Source organism: Altererythrobacter sp. MTPC7 (genome assembly GCF_042851395.1).
GTDB lineage: Bacteria > Pseudomonadota > Alphaproteobacteria > Sphingomonadales > Sphingomonadaceae > CAJXSN01.
Genome location: NZ_BTGS01000023.1, coordinates 1 through 16,295, shown reverse-complemented (window position 1 = coordinate 16,295; position 16,295 = coordinate 1). Strand labels below are relative to the sequence as shown.

At 54.9% G+C, this 16,295-nt stretch carries 12 protein-coding genes and 1 pseudogene; 10 read left to right on the top strand and 3 right to left on the bottom strand.

All coding sequences use genetic code 11. The features are described 5' to 3' along the window. Positions 1-794 precede the first annotated feature (794 nt). Positions 795-1,649, top strand: a pseudogene (locus ACGHJ7_RS14150) (acyltransferase family protein); the annotation flags it as partial. Between the two features lie 329 nt (positions 1,650-1,978). Beyond that, the gene (locus ACGHJ7_RS14145) at positions 1,979-2,617 is read left to right on the top strand and encodes an SGNH hydrolase domain-containing protein (protein ID WP_390478999.1); all 639 of its coding nucleotides are present in this window, start codon (positions 1,979-1,981) and stop codon (positions 2,615-2,617) included. Positions 2,618-2,777: 160 nt separating this feature from the next. Here ACGHJ7_RS14145 and ACGHJ7_RS14140 read toward each other — a convergent pair whose 3' ends face one another. From ACGHJ7_RS14140 to ACGHJ7_RS14130, 3 genes are read right to left on the bottom strand one after another with little or no spacing between them, the layout of a single operon-like run. After that, positions 2,778-3,737, bottom strand: coding sequence for a hypothetical protein (locus ACGHJ7_RS14140; RefSeq protein WP_390478997.1), 960 nt, complete (start codon positions 3,735-3,737; stop codon positions 2,778-2,780). A 36-nt stretch (positions 3,738-3,773) separates the two neighbouring features. Next, positions 3,774-4,601 carry a Stf0 family sulfotransferase gene (locus ACGHJ7_RS14135; protein ID WP_390478995.1) on the bottom strand — a complete coding sequence of 276 codons (828 nt, stop codon included), beginning with the start codon at positions 4,599-4,601 and terminating at the stop codon, positions 3,774-3,776. Continuing rightward, the gene (locus ACGHJ7_RS14130; protein WP_390478993.1) at positions 4,598-5,224 is read right to left on the bottom strand and encodes a polysaccharide pyruvyl transferase family protein; all 627 of its coding nucleotides are present in this window, start codon (positions 5,222-5,224) and stop codon (positions 4,598-4,600) included. The genes ACGHJ7_RS14135 and ACGHJ7_RS14130 overlap by 4 nt, the downstream gene beginning before the upstream one ends. Positions 5,225-5,537: 313 nt before the next feature. On the opposite strand from ACGHJ7_RS14130, the gene ACGHJ7_RS14125 reads away from it, so the two are divergent. Genes ACGHJ7_RS14125 through ACGHJ7_RS14090 form a run of 8 tightly spaced genes read left to right on the top strand, consistent with a single transcriptional unit; the run spans position 5,538 to position 15,819 of the window. Then, the gene (locus tag ACGHJ7_RS14125; RefSeq protein ID WP_390478992.1) at positions 5,538-6,851 is read left to right on the top strand and encodes a lipopolysaccharide biosynthesis protein; all 1,314 of its coding nucleotides are present in this window, start codon (positions 5,538-5,540) and stop codon (positions 6,849-6,851) included. Then, on the top strand, positions 6,851-7,687 hold the full coding sequence (locus ACGHJ7_RS14120; RefSeq protein ID WP_390478990.1) for a glycosyltransferase family 2 protein: 837 nt from the start codon (positions 6,851-6,853) through the stop codon (positions 7,685-7,687). The genes ACGHJ7_RS14125 and ACGHJ7_RS14120 overlap by 1 nt, the downstream gene beginning before the upstream one ends. Positions 7,688-7,737: 50 nt before the next feature. After that, a complete protein-coding gene (locus tag ACGHJ7_RS14115) occupies positions 7,738-9,084 on the top strand; it encodes an O-antigen ligase family protein (RefSeq protein ID WP_390478988.1) in 1,347 nt (448 codons plus the stop codon). Beyond that, positions 9,081-10,238 carry a glycosyltransferase family 4 protein gene (locus tag ACGHJ7_RS14110; protein WP_390478986.1) on the top strand — a complete coding sequence of 386 codons (1,158 nt, stop codon included), beginning with the start codon at positions 9,081-9,083 and terminating at the stop codon, positions 10,236-10,238. Before ACGHJ7_RS14115 ends, ACGHJ7_RS14110 begins: the two co-directional genes overlap by 4 nt. 52 nt (positions 10,239-10,290) lie before the next feature. Beyond that, positions 10,291-11,757, top strand: a complete 1,467-nt coding sequence (locus ACGHJ7_RS14105) for an O-antigen ligase family protein (protein WP_390478984.1) — start codon at positions 10,291-10,293, stop codon at positions 11,755-11,757. A 26-nt stretch (positions 11,758-11,783) separates the two neighbouring features. Continuing rightward, entirely contained in the window at positions 11,784-12,482 is a 699-nt protein-coding gene (locus ACGHJ7_RS14100) for a polysaccharide biosynthesis/export family protein (protein WP_390478982.1), read from the top strand. Between the two features lie 56 nt (positions 12,483-12,538). Continuing rightward, positions 12,539-14,653 (top strand): GumC family protein, encoded by a 2,115-nt coding sequence (locus ACGHJ7_RS14095; RefSeq protein WP_390478980.1) that lies wholly within the window; start codon positions 12,539-12,541, stop codon positions 14,651-14,653. Next, on the top strand, positions 14,653-15,819 hold the full coding sequence (locus ACGHJ7_RS14090) for a hypothetical protein (RefSeq protein ID WP_390478978.1): 1,167 nt from the start codon (positions 14,653-14,655) through the stop codon (positions 15,817-15,819). The genes ACGHJ7_RS14095 and ACGHJ7_RS14090 overlap by 1 nt, the downstream gene beginning before the upstream one ends. Positions 15,820-16,295: the final 476 nt, after the last annotated feature.

Genomic DNA, 16,295 nt, shown 5'->3' with positions numbered 1-16,295 from the left:
CGCGCCCGATACCAGGCCGACATAGCCGCTGCCCACCATAGCGATCTTCATTATCTCATCTCCTGGATTTCTTTCATAAACATTGTGTTTCTCCAGCGAGCCAGCGATAAGGTTCGCCCTACTTGCATCTATCTGTGTGATTTTACCGGCTTTTTTCCGAAGTGGGGTCAAGAACCGAAATGTCGTGAGGATCGAATTTTTTCAAGATTACTCCAGCCGAAGCAAAATTCTCAAAAACGGAAACGCTCTCAGGTACGGTGAGTTGATGAGATCTGGTAATAATACCCATTCATAAATGCTGATCTAAAATTCTATAATAGGGTATGTTAATTTGAACTTTCATAAATGTATGGATCATTCTTCCTTAAAAAAATAGAATGCTCGAAGAAAAGGGCTTTCCTTTTTTAGGCATGAAGATTGCTCTCTGGCGCATGCGGCTCTCTGCCCCAGGCGACAAGCAGCTGCAACCAAAAACCGGTGAGGAGAAAGCGCCGTCTACCGCCCCAGGGCGAAGAAGGTTAACCTAACGGAAGGCGCTGTTTAAGGGCTTCAATTTTCGGTTCGGCCGCTATATTCGAGGAATCTGAGTTAAGATTATTTCCGAAGTATCGCAACTTTCCTAGCCGGCAAAAATATTTCTAGAGTGTTTTAAGGTCCGCAGGTTAATTTCATGATAAAGAGCCCTTTATAGAATGGAGTACCGTCCCGAAATTGATGGCTTGCGGGCGATTTCTGTATTACCCGTAATTCTGTTCAACGGCGGGTTTGATTTTTTTTGAGGGGGATATGTTGGTGTCGACATATTTTTCGTGATCAGCGGATACCTTATCACGACAATCTTGATATCCGACATTGAGCGAAAGCGTTTTAGCATAATCCAATTTTACGAACACCGCGCTAGGCGTATCCTGCCGGCCCTCACTCTCGTAATATTGACCTGCGTGCCCGCAGCATGGGCGCTCATTCTGCCCAGCCAGCTGGACGACTTCGCGCAAAGCATCATTGCCGCAAGCCTCTTTGTCTCGAGCATCCTCTTCTGGATGGAGGCGGACTATTTCGACACGGCAGTCGAGAAAAAACCGCTTCTCCACACATGGAGCTTGGCCGTCGAAGAACAGTATTACGTGTTCTTCCCCATCTTTCTGTTTCTCGCGTGGCGCTTCGGGCGAAACCGCGTTTTCTGGATGATCGCTGTTTCGGCCTTCGCTAGCCTTCTGCTCAGCGAATATCTTTCGCGAACCGACTCGGCGACGAATTTCTACTTGGCGACGAGCCGCGTATGGGAGCTGTTTGCAGGATCGCTTGCGGCCTTTTCGGTTCGGAAGCACGGCGTGCGCGCCAACGATTTCCTGGCGATGCTCGGTCTTCTCATGGTCGCCGCTTCGATTTTCCTGTTCGATTCCGAAACCCCGTTTCCCAGCTTTTATGCGTTGCTCCCGATCGTCGGCGTGGTCCTGCTCGTGATGTTCGCGCATCAGGAAACCTGGGCGGCGCGCATCCTCAGCAGCAAGGCTTTCGTCTGGGTCGGACTGATCAGCTACAGCGCCTATCTGTGGCACCAGCCGCTGTTCGCCTTCGCCCGCATCGTTTCGGTAGAAGAGCTGTTCGTCGCGGTCGCGCTGGGCCTAAGCGGCCTATCGTTGGCGCTGGCGTGGGTCAGCTGGAAATTCATCGAGGCCCCGTTCCGCGATCGCAATTTCATGACGCGCAATCAGGTGCTGTCGGTCAGCGCTGCAACGATCGTCGCGACCGTTGCCCTTGGCGGCGTATTGTACCTGGCTGCTGGAAAGATCGGCGCAGGTGCATTCAATCCCCTGAACCGGCCGCTGGTCATCGGCAATTACGTCAATGACAACCAGCTTCTGCGCGACGAATCCTGGCAATTGCTCAAGGATCGGACAGGCACAGCAAATATGTCGAAGGCGACGCCTCCGACCGACAGCGTTGGTTCTCCGATGACGATACCCGCCGCAAGGTTGTGGTGGTCGGCAATTCGCACGGCAAGGACATCTACAACGTCTTGTCCTTTAGCCGGGATGTCGCCCGGACATACCAACTCGCGCGCTACGGCGAGCAAGTTGCGAACCTTTCGGCGGAAAATGCCTTCTTCTCGTCCCCGAACTACACCGTAGCCGATGTGGTCGTTCTAGCCACGCGGTTGCGGGAAAGGGACCTCCCCCGGCTGGATGAGGCGGTCTCGATCATGGTCGGTTCGGGCAAGAAAGTCGTGATCGTAGAAAACTTGCATGAATTCGATGAATTTCGGTCCGGAGGCTGGACGCTGGCAGACCGCCTGGTTTTTTCCCTCAAGGACACCGGGTCGTCGATCGAGGATATCGCCCGGCAGATCAACCGCGCTTATTACGAGAATGCGATGCGGCCACCGCCTGAACAGATGACCAAGTATAACGCCGAGTTTCGAAGGATAGCCAGCAAGTATCCGGAGGTTAGCTTGCTTGATCGCATGGGCTACATCTGTAATTTCCCGCGTGAAACTTGCTACGGTGTTGGCCCCGGCCTAGAAAAGTATTTCCATGATTACAGCCATCATACGGTGGAAGGCGCGAGATTTTTCGGAGAGCGGGTGGACCGGATCGACTGGTTTAGAGGGTTCTGACCTTGCCAGGAGAGGCAGCTTCGCTCCGCACAGTGTCAATTCAATATTAGAAAAGATGTCGGATAAAGAGAAATTTCCGAGCCGTCTCTTTCTTCAAAGTCGGACAAGATCAACCCGCTTTGCACAAGAAAGTCATGGTGTGCAGCCGGAAGTCGAAGATTTAAACTTTGCGTTTGCCGGTTTTATTCCATGGCAATGCGGCTTTCACGTTCTTTAAACCCTTGCGCAATGGTTTGGGTAACGCACCCTTGATTTGATTGACAGTAATTCCATCGGTGCCGGTGGCGCGCAGATCTAGGTGCTCCCATTTCATCGGCTTGCGATCAGGAAGTTTATCGTACCAGAGGTTGCCGTATAGCTGAGTGCGTTGGGTTTTGAGGTGGTCGTAGCGTGCGCGCACCGCGTGAATCGTGTCATTTGAAGGCGAGAACAGAACGATTGAATTGTTGCGCCGCTGCTCGGTCACTGTCTGGCACCAGTCCCACGGCACCCAAGCACGGTCGAAGTCGGGGTTGCCTTCCCAAAAGGACCCGACGTAGGCTCGTTCAGGCTTCAATTGCATGTAGTGGGTATGATGGTCGAATTCTTCCGAGGCTTCGTGTGGGTTTATGTTCACCATGAATGTCGCAGCCTTGCGGCGAATGTCGGGGTGCGGACTGATTTCATAACCATCTAGATATTTCTGGATTCCCCCGTCGATCGTACAATTGTCGAAATCAACGTCAAATTTTTCGGCAATCGCGCGATTGAATTCGTCCGAAGCGAGAAACTCGTCCAATTCGCGCAAGATCTCGCTCCGTTTCTCAAACAGGCGAAGAGTCATCCCGAATCCCTCGCACGTGTTGTGATAAGCTCCTTGAGAGGGATCATGTCGCCAGCGAAGGTATTCCGCCCGATCGGTAATGCACCCCGGAAATTCGATGACTTTGTAGCCGCTTCCTTCGAGATTTTCGAAAAGTTGATCGTCGTTATCGGCAGGAGGTAGCTTGATCTCCGGCGAGGCCAAGATCTCGTCGAAGTCGCTGTCGGAGAAAAAATCGTCGATGTGTATGTGGCGAAATGGTATCTCGGTAAAATCGGCCGAGGTCACCTTAGCGGTGAGATAATCAAAACGAGACACTTGGAAACTCCAAAAATTTTAACGCTCAGCAGGTGGTTATACCCTGCCAAGCAACAGTTTGGCCAGCATTCTGGGAATGGCACTGATGGATGCGTAGGCGGACCCCATATGATCATAGTTCGCGGATTTGAACCGTTTGACCCACTCAGCGTTCCGCGACGTGCCCTGTTTGCGGGTCGCGGGAGACGAGCGGATGTCCACCCCCGATATGTCGATATCCGCAAATTCTGCGATTTCGCGTATAGCGGAAGGAAGATCGGCGCTAACCCGTGAGAAAGTCATAAGAACCGATGGAATTGCTGCGCGGCCCAGAAACTCACGCCATCCAGCATTGTCGGCGGCGATTTGTCGCATGCTCCGTAGGATGAGTGCTTCGTCGTATTGCGGTTCGCGCCCAGTGCCCATCATCCCAGATAACCATACGCCGGTTTGGGTGGCGATGGCATTGGACACGGCTTGGCCTGCGAGATCTTCACGCAGCAGATGTACGACACGTACGTCTCCCAAAGCCTCGAAGAGCTGTTTTCGATTTGGGAAGGCCCGAAGGTGCGAAAAATGCATTTTCAAACCGAATACCCCATTGGGACTGGTCCGGTGCTCAATAATTTTGCGAAGAATGGCGACCGGTTCGGTCTCACCGAATTTCTTGCCCCAAATTCTTAGGTTGGCCGGATGGCAATATTCGAGGGGAAAACCGAATCGCCCTGTAGCATGCATCGCGCGCCCCAACATGTGACTACCGCAACGTCCAGTGGAAGCAATTAGAAGGGTCCGGCGATGGGTGGAGGCGGGGAAATTCCATTCTTCATCATATTGACCAGAATGGCTGACGATCTCATCGGCTTTGGGAAGACGCGCCATCATGCCCCCGCCTCGTTCCGCCAAAGATCGGTTGGAAACGCAGAGAGAAGAGATTGTTGCATATTCGAAAGATCGGGCAGCGGCGGTGGCGCAGCACGGCGCGCACTTTCATAATCGCTGACAGTTGGAAATTCGGTCCGCCCGGTCGATTCGTAATAGTCGCAATATTTGTCGAGCGATTCCGCCGATCGATGGTGCACGAATACCGCCGGGACGCCGTATGCCTCCGCCAGGATGATGCCGTGCAGCGATCCGGACAGGACGACATCGGACGCCAGTATGGCATCGACGAAGGCGGCGAAGTCATCCCCCACGGTCTGCAGAACGCGATCGAATCGGTCGAAACGGGTCGGATCGCTTCGCTGCGGAATGATTAGCGGGCCCAGTTTCCTCTCGGCCGCCGGCCTTTCGAGCAACAAGGGAAGCAGGATACCCGGGTCGCCGACCGTGTCGGGCGTTTCGATACCTTTGCTGCGAAGCAATTCGATTGTTCGGGGGCCACGAACGGCTCGCACGTCGAGCTTTTCGAAATTGTAAGCATCGTCGGGCTTGGTTCCATTGAATCCCGTGCCCCAGATCGTGTCGCCATCGCGGGCTTTCTCGAGGACGGAACCGAGAGCGAGCAACCGGTTTCGTGGGGCACCGGTCGGCGCTGTTGCCAACTTGTCGAGGCAACGGCCCACGATAAACGGAGAAAGTGCATCGCCCAGGTTCAAGGGTTGCGAGAAAATCTTGAACCGCCTCGGACGGTACCAGTAAACATTGGAAAGATCGTGCATTCGGGGCCCTTCGACGATAGCCGTGGCCCTCTATGCACTCAGACGCTCCGACGCAACCGCGCGAAGGAAGCCGAAGCTTGAAAGCGACAGGCGACGAGCCTAAGGAGCCGCAGTCAGACGCCCTACCTATTCTACCTATCAGCACAGAAGGTCCGCTAGCATGGCAAAGGCCGGCTTGATCCGTCAGGCCCGAAAGGCCTTCGCCCTGTTATTGGGGCCCGGCGTCATCCGTGCCGGAGAGGCGGTCTTGCTGGTTGGCGTTTCCATGATGCTTGTCCGGGTGATGTCCGTGGGAGATTTCGGGCGCTTCTCTTTCCTTTATGCGGCGGTACGGCTGTTCAGCGTCCCCGTGGTGCAAGGCACCTCCAATCTCCTGATTAGGGAGGTGCCGCGCCATATTCGTCTGGGTGAGGATGGTGAAGCCCTTCACGCCGTCCGCTGGTCTACCCGGGCCGCCCTGCTATGGGTGATTCCGGCGTCACTCGCCACTCTCCTCACCTTTTGCCTCAGCAAACTATTCGACGGCGAAGTGCCTTGGTTTGCGACCGCCGTCCTGGTCCCGGCATTCTGCCTCTCCGGGCCTTTCATGGGTGCTGCGCGGTCGCTGAAGATGCCGGCTTTCGCCATGTTGCCCGCATCGGTCCTGGCGCCTGTGATCTTCGTCGCTTGCCTGTATCCGGTGTGGCAATCCGGAAGCGTCATCGATTGGAACCTGGCTGCTTTGCTTCGCGGTGCAATCTTCCTGTCGGCGGTCGTGTTCGCCTTCGCGGCGATCGCTTATTCGGCACGTGGGAAAGCGATCCGCCACACCACCCCCTCTTCGACACCGATATCGACAAGGATGCTCATACCTTTCGCCGTGGTGGGCACATTGCAATATTTCAATCACCAGGCCGGAACGCTGATCGCGGGATTCACGACCGACGAGGAGGCAGTAGCGCTGTATCGCGCAGCGGCACAGTTCGCCGCCGTCCTCTCCATGGTTCCAGCGACCATCAATCTCGTCGCGATGCCGTATATCTCGGAAAGTGCACAACTGGATGCGCCTGAAAAAACCCGAAAGATCCTCTTTCGTGCGATGGCCGGCACCTGGGCCTGCACGGCGATCGGAATTCTTGCGATGATCCTGGCGGGCGAATGGCTGCTCGCAACAGCTTTCGGAGCTGCCTTCGCACCTGCTTACCAGGCCCTGCTTATCCTGTGTGCGGGAACCGCATTCGCCAGCGGCGGGGCATTCACGCTTGCGTACCTCAATTTGTCCGGTCGGCAAAAACGGCTGATTATGGCAGTCGTGCTATCCGCGCTGCTACAGGTCGCTCTAAGCCTTGTGCTCGTCGGCCCTTTCGGGATCGAGGGCATAGCTGCTGCTGCAACTATCGCCCTATCCCTCAATGCGGTAGTGACCATCGCCATGGCTTTGCGGGCATTGAAACCAGATCCAGATATCCAGGCAAACAGGACTGAGCAAACATAGTGTCGCAGCCATCTGACAGAATTTCAGTCGTCATCCCGTGCTACCGCTGCACGGACACGGTCGACAGGGCCGTCGGCAGCGTGCTGGCACAGACCCTGGCGCCGGCCGAAATAATCCTGGTGGATGACAAGTCGCCGGACGATACCGTGAATTACATCAAATCCCGCCTGGACGATTGGGATAGGCGCGTTCCTACTCGCCTGATAGAGTTGGAAGAAAATGGTGGACCATCGGTTGCGCGCAATCGCGGGATTGATGCCGCGTCAGGAGAATATATTGCCCTGCTTGACTCCGATGATTATTGGTTTGATCAAAAGCTTCAATACCAATTGAAAGCCATGCAAGGCAAGAAAGCAGCATTTAGTTTCCATCACCTTCTCAGTCATTGGATCGATGACGAAGGCCGCTATTCTCTATTCGATTTGCAATTTAAGTCACCGGAAGCACGCTGGCTTAGCTATGAAAAAGAGTACTTTTGGAACAGGATTAACACTCCGACCGTAATTTTCCATCGGAATTCAATTAGATTTGATGAGACAAGAAGATATGGTGAAGATCACGACTTTTGGTGTCGCTATTTAAAAGCTGTAGGGCAGCCAGCCTTGATGGTGGACCAAGTGCTTGGTGTTTATGGAAACCCGCCATTCCACAGTGGCGGGTTGAGCGGTAATCTCAACAAGATGATGCACGGCCAGCTGCTCAATATCGTCAAGAACCGCCCGTCGGGTATTACCGGCCTTGGCTGGATGGCGGCGGCGTTCGGCTGGTCCGCTGCGCGTTACCTTCGCCGCATTGCGATCAGCAGCACACGCATGAAGAAAAAGGCGGGCGCATGACGGGCTTCGCCGGATCGCCCCCCGTTCAGGGAACGCAGCGCTTCATTGCAATGCAACGCCTTGCGATGGGCCTGCTTTTCTGCGCCACATTTCTATCCGCCATCACTCTCACGCCCGAATTGCCCGGGGTGGGTACCAAGCTGATTGCTGCGGACATTTTCTTCGGCCTGTTCCTGCTTCTCACCTTGGTAGCCGCCGTCGGCAGCAAGCGCATCGGCGCCCCGCTCTCCGGCCAGCAGCGCCTCTGCCTGTGGCTGTTCGCGGCGTTCATCTTCGGCTTGATGCTGAGCCTGACCCTCGTCGGGGTGCCGTCAGGTTCCTCTTTCGGAATCGGTGTGCTGACGACCGCGAATTATATCTACGGGATGGCCATTGCGGTTGCGCTTATCTATTGGGCCGTGCGTTTTCGCGACATGGAAACGATCGCTTTCGCGATCGTTGCGGGCACCTTTCTCGTCTCTTTCGTCGCCGCCCTTGCCCTGCTGGGTCTGGCGCCGGCATGGGCGACCAGCGGCTACCGCATCAGTTCCACGATGCTGACGACCAATCAGGTGCAATCCTACGTCGCACCGGGAATGGCGCTTGCGACGACATTCTTCATCACCGACAGGGCGCGGCCTGCAATGCGTGCGTGGGCACTCGTGACCATTATCCTCGGAATGGTCGCCCTGCTGGCGACAGGAAGCCGGTCGTCCTTCATTTTCCTTATCCTTCTGCTGGCATTTTTCGCAGTCCGGGTGGTTTTCTCACGGCTCACTTCGGTGTGGCTCAAGCTGGGCGTGATTTCGATCAGCCTTGGCATCGGGCTGGCGACCGTGGCCCTGATCGGCGCTGTGGTAACTTTTGGCAGGACCGCCCTGCCCGAAGGGCCAATGCGGGTGGCGGCGCGACCAATCATCGAATTCGTCGAAATGGGCGAGCAACAGGATACTCTGGAATCGCTTGGCCCGCGAGGAAAACAGATTGCCCTGGTTGAACAGCATTGGTGGGAATCGCCGGTCATCGGCTACGGACCGGATGCCCTGCGGCAATATTTCGATCATCGGCACGAGGTGCACAACACCTATCTCGGGATATTGATCGACCAGGGACTGGCCGGGCTGGCGTTGCTGATGGCTATCCTGGTTGTCAGTGCGGTCGGTCTCTTACGCCGGGTCCAGTCGCTGCCGAACCCACAGGCGGCGCAATTCCTTCTGGGCGTGCTGATGGCCCTGGTGATGATCTACCTCTATGGATTGTTCACTTTCGGCCTTCGCCAGCGGATCTTCTGGCTCGTACAGGGATTGGCGATTGCCGGTCTGGTGCGAGGGGTTCAGGCTTCCCGGCGGCAGGCGGTGCCACCCCCATCGCCCCATCGACCCAGCCCCGCAAGACTGGGTCTGGCCAACACGATATGACTTCTAAAAATCAGTATGGCCGCCGCATCCTGTTTGCGGCGAATACGCAGTGGTACCTGCATAATTTCCGCCGGGAAACCATTGCGGCGCTGATTGCCGAGGGGCATGAAGTGCACTGCGCTGCGCCGCGCGACGACCGGCGCCAAGCGCTTGAGGAACTGGGAGCGACGGTGCACGATAGCCCCCCGCTTCCGAGCCGCATGAGCCCATTTGCCGATGCCCGCATCCTCGCCTGGTACGTCGGCTTGTTCCGGCGCCTGCGTCCCGCGACCGTGTTCACCTTCACACCCAAGCCCAATGTGTTCGCCGGGATTGCAAGTCGGCTGACCGGGACCGGTTTTGCGCCCAATGTGTCGGGGCTCGGCAGGGTTTTCGAACGCGACAACTTGCTCACGAAAGCTGCATGTCGCGCTTATTCCGCGGCTTTCGGCGGTGCGAAGAAAGTGATCTTTCAGAACCGGGAAAGCCGGGACATGTTCGTCGGCAAAGGTATCGTTTCGTCCGGACAGGCCGCGCAGCTTGCCGGTTCCGGCGTCGACCTGACACGTTTTGCGCCCAGCCCCCTGCCCGCCAGCGATCCCTTCGTCTTCCTGTTCAGCGGCCGCCTCGTGCTCAGCAAGGGTTTGGCGGAGTTTGCGCAGGCCGCACGTACAATCGGCGACGTGTCGCCCGATGGAAACAGGATCGAATACCGGATCGTCGGATTCACGCAGGAACAGCTTTCCTCGACCATGCCGCGGGCCGAGCTGGATGCCCTGCTGCAAGGCTCGCCGGCGCGTTATTGCGGGCCAAGCGATGATGTTCGCGATCAGATGGCCCGGGCGCATTGTTTCGTGCTCCCCTCCTATTACGGCGAAGGCATTCCCCGATCTGCCATCGAGGCCGCCGCATGCGCTCGCCCGGTGATCACGACGGACCATCCGGGCTGCCGCGAAACCGTAATCGAGGGGAAAACGGGCTTCATCGCGGCTCCACGCGATGCCGTTTCGCTGGAGCAGGCAATGCGCAAGGTTCTCGCCCTGGACACGGCTGCCCTGTCCGCGATGGGTGCCGCCAGCCGCGCGCATGCCGAAGCAACGTTCGACGTCGCTGGGAACATCGCAGCCTACGCCGCTTTAACCTTGGACCGCGACATGCTCTCATGTCAGAACTGATGCCGATTCCTATTCATCCACCTTTCCCAATCTTGGAGCGTCTTTGGCTCAAATGTCGACACAAACCAACTCTCAGCGAGGATCGAAAATCAGCGGGCAGTGGGGGCCCGCGATAGGTCGGGCGCGTCCAAATGCCTTTGAAATGGCCCTCCTAGCATTTATCGTCCTACTTGCCGTCATGGGTGGTGCGTCACGCCCCGAAGAATGGAAAACGCTAGCGGTAAAGATCATTGCTTCCATGATCCTGATTGGCCTCGGAGTAGTCAAGCTTCGCGGCTCGGGTTTCCGCAGTCGGAATGGAGCGGGCGCACCCAACCCGGCATTGCCCAAGTTCTTTTCTTTGGTCCTCGCGCTGACCGCACTTTACTTGGTCCCTTTGCCTCCTTCACTCTGGACGGCGATGCCGGGACGCGAACCCATTGTGGACTTCTTCGCGTCCATCGGAATGGCGGGCACCTGGAGACCCGCCACGGTTTCGGTCGCATTGACTTTGAACACCCTTACGGCCGTAATTGCACCCTTCGCTCTCGTACTATTAGCCATGCGAGCAGGTGAGCGATGGCGAGCGCGAGCGATAGACCTGTTCATCGCAATCGCTGTCCTTTCAGTTTTTCTCGGCGTTTTGCAGGTGGTCAGTGGGGCGTTATCGCTTTATTTTTTCGATGTCGCTAATTTCGGGCGCGCCACCGGCGTTTTCGCCAACCGCAATCATCATGCCATCTTCCTTGCGGCCTCACTCCCTCTATGCCTCTATCGCTATATGGAAAAGCGATCGCAGCAGAGAAAAAACGGTACACTTTTTCTGATCGCAGCCGGATTGATCCTCGCCGGCTGCCTCCTAGGGTCCAGCCGCGCAGGTCTTGCCATGTCTGGGCTAGCTACGCTCGCATCACTTGCCGTCTTCGCAAAAGCACGACCCACGGAAGGTGGTAAGCGCTCTAGTTTGTTGTTTCCGACCGCGGCAATCACGGGTGTCGCGTTGGTTGCTTTGCCACTGTTGGCATACAATTCCGAAGCGTTTGGCCGACTGGTTGCTTCCGACCCGATCGACGATCTTCGCTTCAAGCTCCTGCCAGACATTTTCGCATTGGCAGGCATGCATTTCCCGTTCGGGAGTGGACCCGGCACGTTCGAAGACGCTTACCGCATGGCCGAAACGGACGACAATCTCATGCGACAGTACGTTAATGAAGCACACAACGACTGGCTGCAGCCTTTCGTTGAGTACGGCGTTTTCGCTTTTGGTCTCATCCTTTGGCCGATTGTAAGTATCGTCCGCGCGGCTCGCACCTGCTGGCGTGGACATGGAGAGCTTGTCCGCGTTCGCTCACAGTGCTTGGTGATTGCAATTGCAGTGCTGGCGTTGGGTAGCTTTTTGGATTACCCCCTTCGAACCGCCTTTCTGCTGACTTTCGGCACTTTCCTCTGGTATCAGTTGATCGCCGTCGCTATGGGAGCGAAGCGCGAAAACGACACGGTTCGCGACCTTAACGATCGACGAGGGAAAGCAGTACTTTGACTGGTGCATTTCGGATTGCGACGGTGGTGAGCCTCGCTTACATGGGTGCGGCCTGTGTCAGCAGCGCGCCGATCGGTCAAGCTGAGGATGTTACCGTTCTCGATAACTCTTCTCTCCCGAGTCCGCCGGAGCGCAGTATCGCATCGTCGCGCGAAGGCGGAACGCTGGCGCCTGGCGACACAGTTACAATGCAGGTCTACGGCGCGGAGGATTTCACCGCGAGTGCCCAGATTGAAGACGATGGACTCGTGGAGTTCCCGTTTACCGGCTCCATCAACGCTGCCGGAATGCGCCGAAGTGATCTTGCTGCCGAGATCGCTAGGCGCCTGTCTCCGCAGATCTTGCTAGATCCCCAGGTCTCGCTTGAAGTCGAAAACGGTGCCGCCCGCCAGATCACGATTGGTGGGGAGGTGGAGCGGCCAGGTTTCTATTCCAGTACGCAAGCGAATTCGCTATTGCGCTCGGTCGTGGCGGCTGGTGGCTTGACTGATGCGGCAGAGCGAAGGGAAGTACTGCTTATCCGTGAAGTCAAAGGGCGGCGTTATATCGGCGTCTTTAACGTGACTGCGATTGAGCGTGGAAACTATGGTGACCCGCCGGTTTACTCCGGTGATGTAATAATGGTGGGCGAGAGTGCACTACTGCGTAAAATTTCCATCTACGCACCATTGGTAAGCGCCGTTACAAGCCCGCTTATTTTACTCGACCGAGTTCTCACACGGTGACCCAGATCGGATTCAGTTGAAATGGCGGCGTGTTTCATTAAAAATTTGAGGCTTCTATGTTTGGTGTAAGTCCTATAGAATCTGAATCTTCGGATGTCGGTTCTCTACTGGAAGTGCGTCAAGGCAACATGGCGCGGCCAGATATCTCCAGCCGGCTGCTTCAAATTCTGCGCGAGCAAAAGTGGCGAGTCTTAAGCATTGTTACGGCTTCAATCGCGCTAGGGATCATACTGACAATGATTCAGCCGCGTTATTACACGGCTGAAAGTCGGCTCGAATTCAAACCGGAAGAGGCGACAGTCCAGACGCTTGATACCGAAGTTGCAAGCGCCTTAATCCTGACTGATCAATATTTCGAAACGCAATACGAGCTGCTCAGATCGCGCTCTGTCGCGCGCGATGTCGCGGTCTTCGTCGGTGCCGAGAGTGATCTCGCGTTTGCGGAGGCTTTTGGTGTTCAGGGGGAGGAAGTTAGTGAAAGGCGTGCTGTAGACCTTCTACTAGAGTCCCTTTCGGTCGATCCGATTTTAGAATCCAATCTTGTTGACATCGGTATGACTACGCGTGATCCGGAATACTCTGCGCGTCTCGCAAACGTCTGGGCTGAAACCTTTATTGCTAGCGACATCGAGCGGCGTTTTGGAGCTACAATTCAGGCGCGAGACTTTCTTAACACTCGTCTCGCGGAAACCCGAGAAAAATTGCAGGCTGCGGAGCGAGATTTCATTGAATTTGCATCACGTAATCGCATTTTGAATTTGCCTAGTGACGATGCAGGCTCTTTAACGCAAAACGGTCCAACTCTGGTTTCCTCGCAGCTCAGCAGCTTGAATGACCGGTTAAGTGAGGCCCGTGCGGAACGTATTGACGCGGCTAGTCGTCAACGCAGGTCCGGAATGGGCGCGAACGCAGTCACGTCACCGGCTCTCAATCAGCTACGCGCTCGCAGAGCTGAACTCGCCGCTCGGGTTGCCGGTATGGAAGAGCAGTATGGAAGTGGTTATCCGCCGCTTCAAACTGCACGTGAGGAGCTGAATCAGATCACCTCCGCTATTTCATCAGAGGCGGAAATTAATCGGCGTGGATTAGAGGAAGATTACCGGTCGGCCTTGCGGGCTGAGGAGGCGTTGCAGAAAGAGGTCTCACGGCTTACCCAGTCGTTGATCGACGAACGCCGCGATGGAGTGCAGGCCGGATTTCTCGCTCGCGAGGTTGACACCAATCGTCAGCTATATGATGCTTTGCTTCAGCGCGTTAAAGAGGTTGGTGTCGCGCCGACGGAATCCAGCAATATCGGAATCATCGAAAATGCTGAAGTGCCCCAAGGGCCTTCCTATCCAAACCCTACGCTTAATATAATTGCTGCGACTTTGGCAGGGTTTGTTTTTGCTGGTCTATTTGTCGGTGGCAAGCTAGCACTTGATCAAGTGATACGATCGCCTGAGGAGCTACAGGTTTTAACAAATCGGCCTGTAATAGGGTCTATGCCTCTATTCAGCGCCGAAGATGCGATAGACGAACTCAGCGCCAAATCTTCAGCTATTTATGAAGCTTCTCTTTCTACCTCGCTATCTCTACGCCATCTATTAGACGGCGAAGAGCGATCAGTATTGATTACGAGTAGTCAGGCTGGCGAAGGTAAATCCATGACTGCTATTGGTCTATGCAATGCGCTCAGCCAGAGTGGATTGAATGTTCTTTTAGTTGATGCGGATATCCGTCGTGGTCGGCTCCATAGTCGTCTCAATCTGTCCAAGAGCCCTGGTCTTAGCGATTATATTGAAGACTTTGACGCCGATACACTGCCGATTCGTAAATGTGAAGGAATGGGCTTTGATGTGATCCCGGTGGGGTATCATCCGCCCAATCCAGCCGCGGCAATCACAAGCAAGCGTATGCTGCAATTGCATCAACTAGCGGTGGCCCAATACGATCTAGTACTTTACGATGGGCCGCCGGTGCTTGGCCTCGTCGATGCAGTGCATCTTGCGAAAATGGCCGATTTGGTCGTGTATGCGGTCCAGGCCAATGAGATCGGGTCTCGAAAGATTTTCGCAGCCGAGAACCGGCTTGCACAGGCGGGCTCGGCAATAGACGCCTTCATAATGACGCGCGTGCCAAGCTCGGAGAAATACGGCTATGATTACAGTTATAGTCTGGATATTGATTGATGATTCGCGCACTCAAAGCCGGTGCGATGTTTATAGTCGGCGTAGCTGCATTATATAGCAATTTCACATTGCTAAGTGCGTTTGGTGGGGTGGCCTTTTCGCATGATTTTATTCTCGATAGCAGAACGCAAAGCAAAATCGCAACTCAGAGCTACGCAGCGGCGCTTGCGGACCCAGAGAAAGCTAAGGCCGGGTGTGCCGATGCGAAAATTGCAAAAATGGCCCGTACAGGCATTATATTTGAACCGTTATATGGCAAAGCAATTGCGGCTGCGACCTTAGTTAATGGATGCCACAATGGGGGATTATCATTAAGCCCTGAAATAGTCGCAAAGACCATAGTGCTGAATCGGCGCACCCTGGTTCTTCAGGCGATGCAATTGCAAGCGCAGGCCAAGACGCGTGATATTCAGGGCGCTTTAGCAACGATTGAGCGAATGGTAATTATTCATCCGGATGTTAGTGATCAGTTTGTGCCAGTTCTTGCCAACTCTCTGGCGCAGACTGACGATGTCGCGCAACTAGCGCAAATTATGGATGGGCATCCGGAGTGGATGAGCGCTTTGATCCGATATTCTGCTGCCAATTTAGATCCTCTGCACGTTGTACAGGTCCGCAAATCATTCCTTGATGAGCCGAATGAAAACTTAGTGAACGCTGATCGAGATGCCGTGGCACTATTGGCAGCCCGCGGTTTCCTGCCTTCAGCTTGGGCGGTTTATCAAATGAGCAAGCATTTCGAAAGTCGTAGCAAAAATGAACTTTTAGCAAGTGATGGTAAGGTTTTGCCATTTGGATGGAACATTCCTAACAGCAGTCAGGTCCGTGCTCGCCTCTCTCCGCAACGAGACGTCTTGATGCGGGCCGATTTGCGTTTAGCAGCTAGTGGGCCCCTTGCGACACAGGTCTTTTCTGTAAAAGAAGGTCTATTTAAAATTTTGATCGATGCAGAAATTCCTGATGGATTCCAAATGGAGGCAAAGATTCGTTGTGCCGACGACAAGAGTAAGGGGGGGTGGCTTAAAATCGAACACAACGCAGTGGTCGATATCTCTGGGTCACTATCCGGTTGTCGGTTCGCAGCACTTCGTCTCCATTTACGCAGTCTTAAGAAAGATCGCCGAAGTTCGATTTTGGTGCGTTCATTCAGGTTCGAAGAGCTGTGATGGTGAATTTCGCTTTTGCTAAACGGCTTAGGTTGGATGAAGGCGACTCTTCCTCTGTCTTTAATTTGATCTTATTACGCGATGGGCATCCAGGACGGATTGATCGCTTTTTGTAAATAATTACGCAGGGCCGAGCGCGCCTTGTTTCGATCTTGAAACTTTTGGCAGAAGGGTATGTGCTCTTGAAAATTGCAAGTGCATTCCTTCTCATAAGTAATCCACCATGCCGTACAATGGACTCAAACGAAATGTCACCGGACACGATGGGCTAGTCCTGACTTAGTGGCCGGCCGTCTATCTTGATGGCGACATGATGGATGAGGTTCAACCATAATAAGCCGTTACGTATCTACCGCGAGAAAGACTGCAGGTGGGTTGCCGTCGCGGTGGTAAACGAACTCTCGACGTGCGCTTGCCAATGATATTATCGAAATAACCCAAATCAGCGGTAGGTGCTCGAATTTCCTCTGACGTGA

Coding starts and splice junctions, on each gene's coding strand:
- ACGHJ7_RS14110 (WP_390478986.1), top strand. CDS start 9,081: ATGACTTCTAAAAATCAGTATGGCCGCCGCATCCTGTTTGCGGCGAAT.
- ACGHJ7_RS14135 (WP_390478995.1), bottom strand. CDS start 4,601: ATGATGGCGCGTCTTCCCAAAGCCGATGAGATCGTCAGCCATTCTGGT.
- ACGHJ7_RS14090 (WP_390478978.1), top strand. CDS start 14,653: ATGATTCGCGCACTCAAAGCCGGTGCGATGTTTATAGTCGGCGTAGCT.
- ACGHJ7_RS14115 (WP_390478988.1), top strand. CDS start 7,738: ATGCAACGCCTTGCGATGGGCCTGCTTTTCTGCGCCACATTTCTATCC.
- ACGHJ7_RS14105 (WP_390478984.1), top strand. CDS start 10,291: ATGTCGACACAAACCAACTCTCAGCGAGGATCGAAAATCAGCGGGCAG.
- ACGHJ7_RS14125 (WP_390478992.1), top strand. CDS start 5,538: ATGGCAAAGGCCGGCTTGATCCGTCAGGCCCGAAAGGCCTTCGCCCTG.
- ACGHJ7_RS14095 (WP_390478980.1), top strand. CDS start 12,539: ATGTTTGGTGTAAGTCCTATAGAATCTGAATCTTCGGATGTCGGTTCT.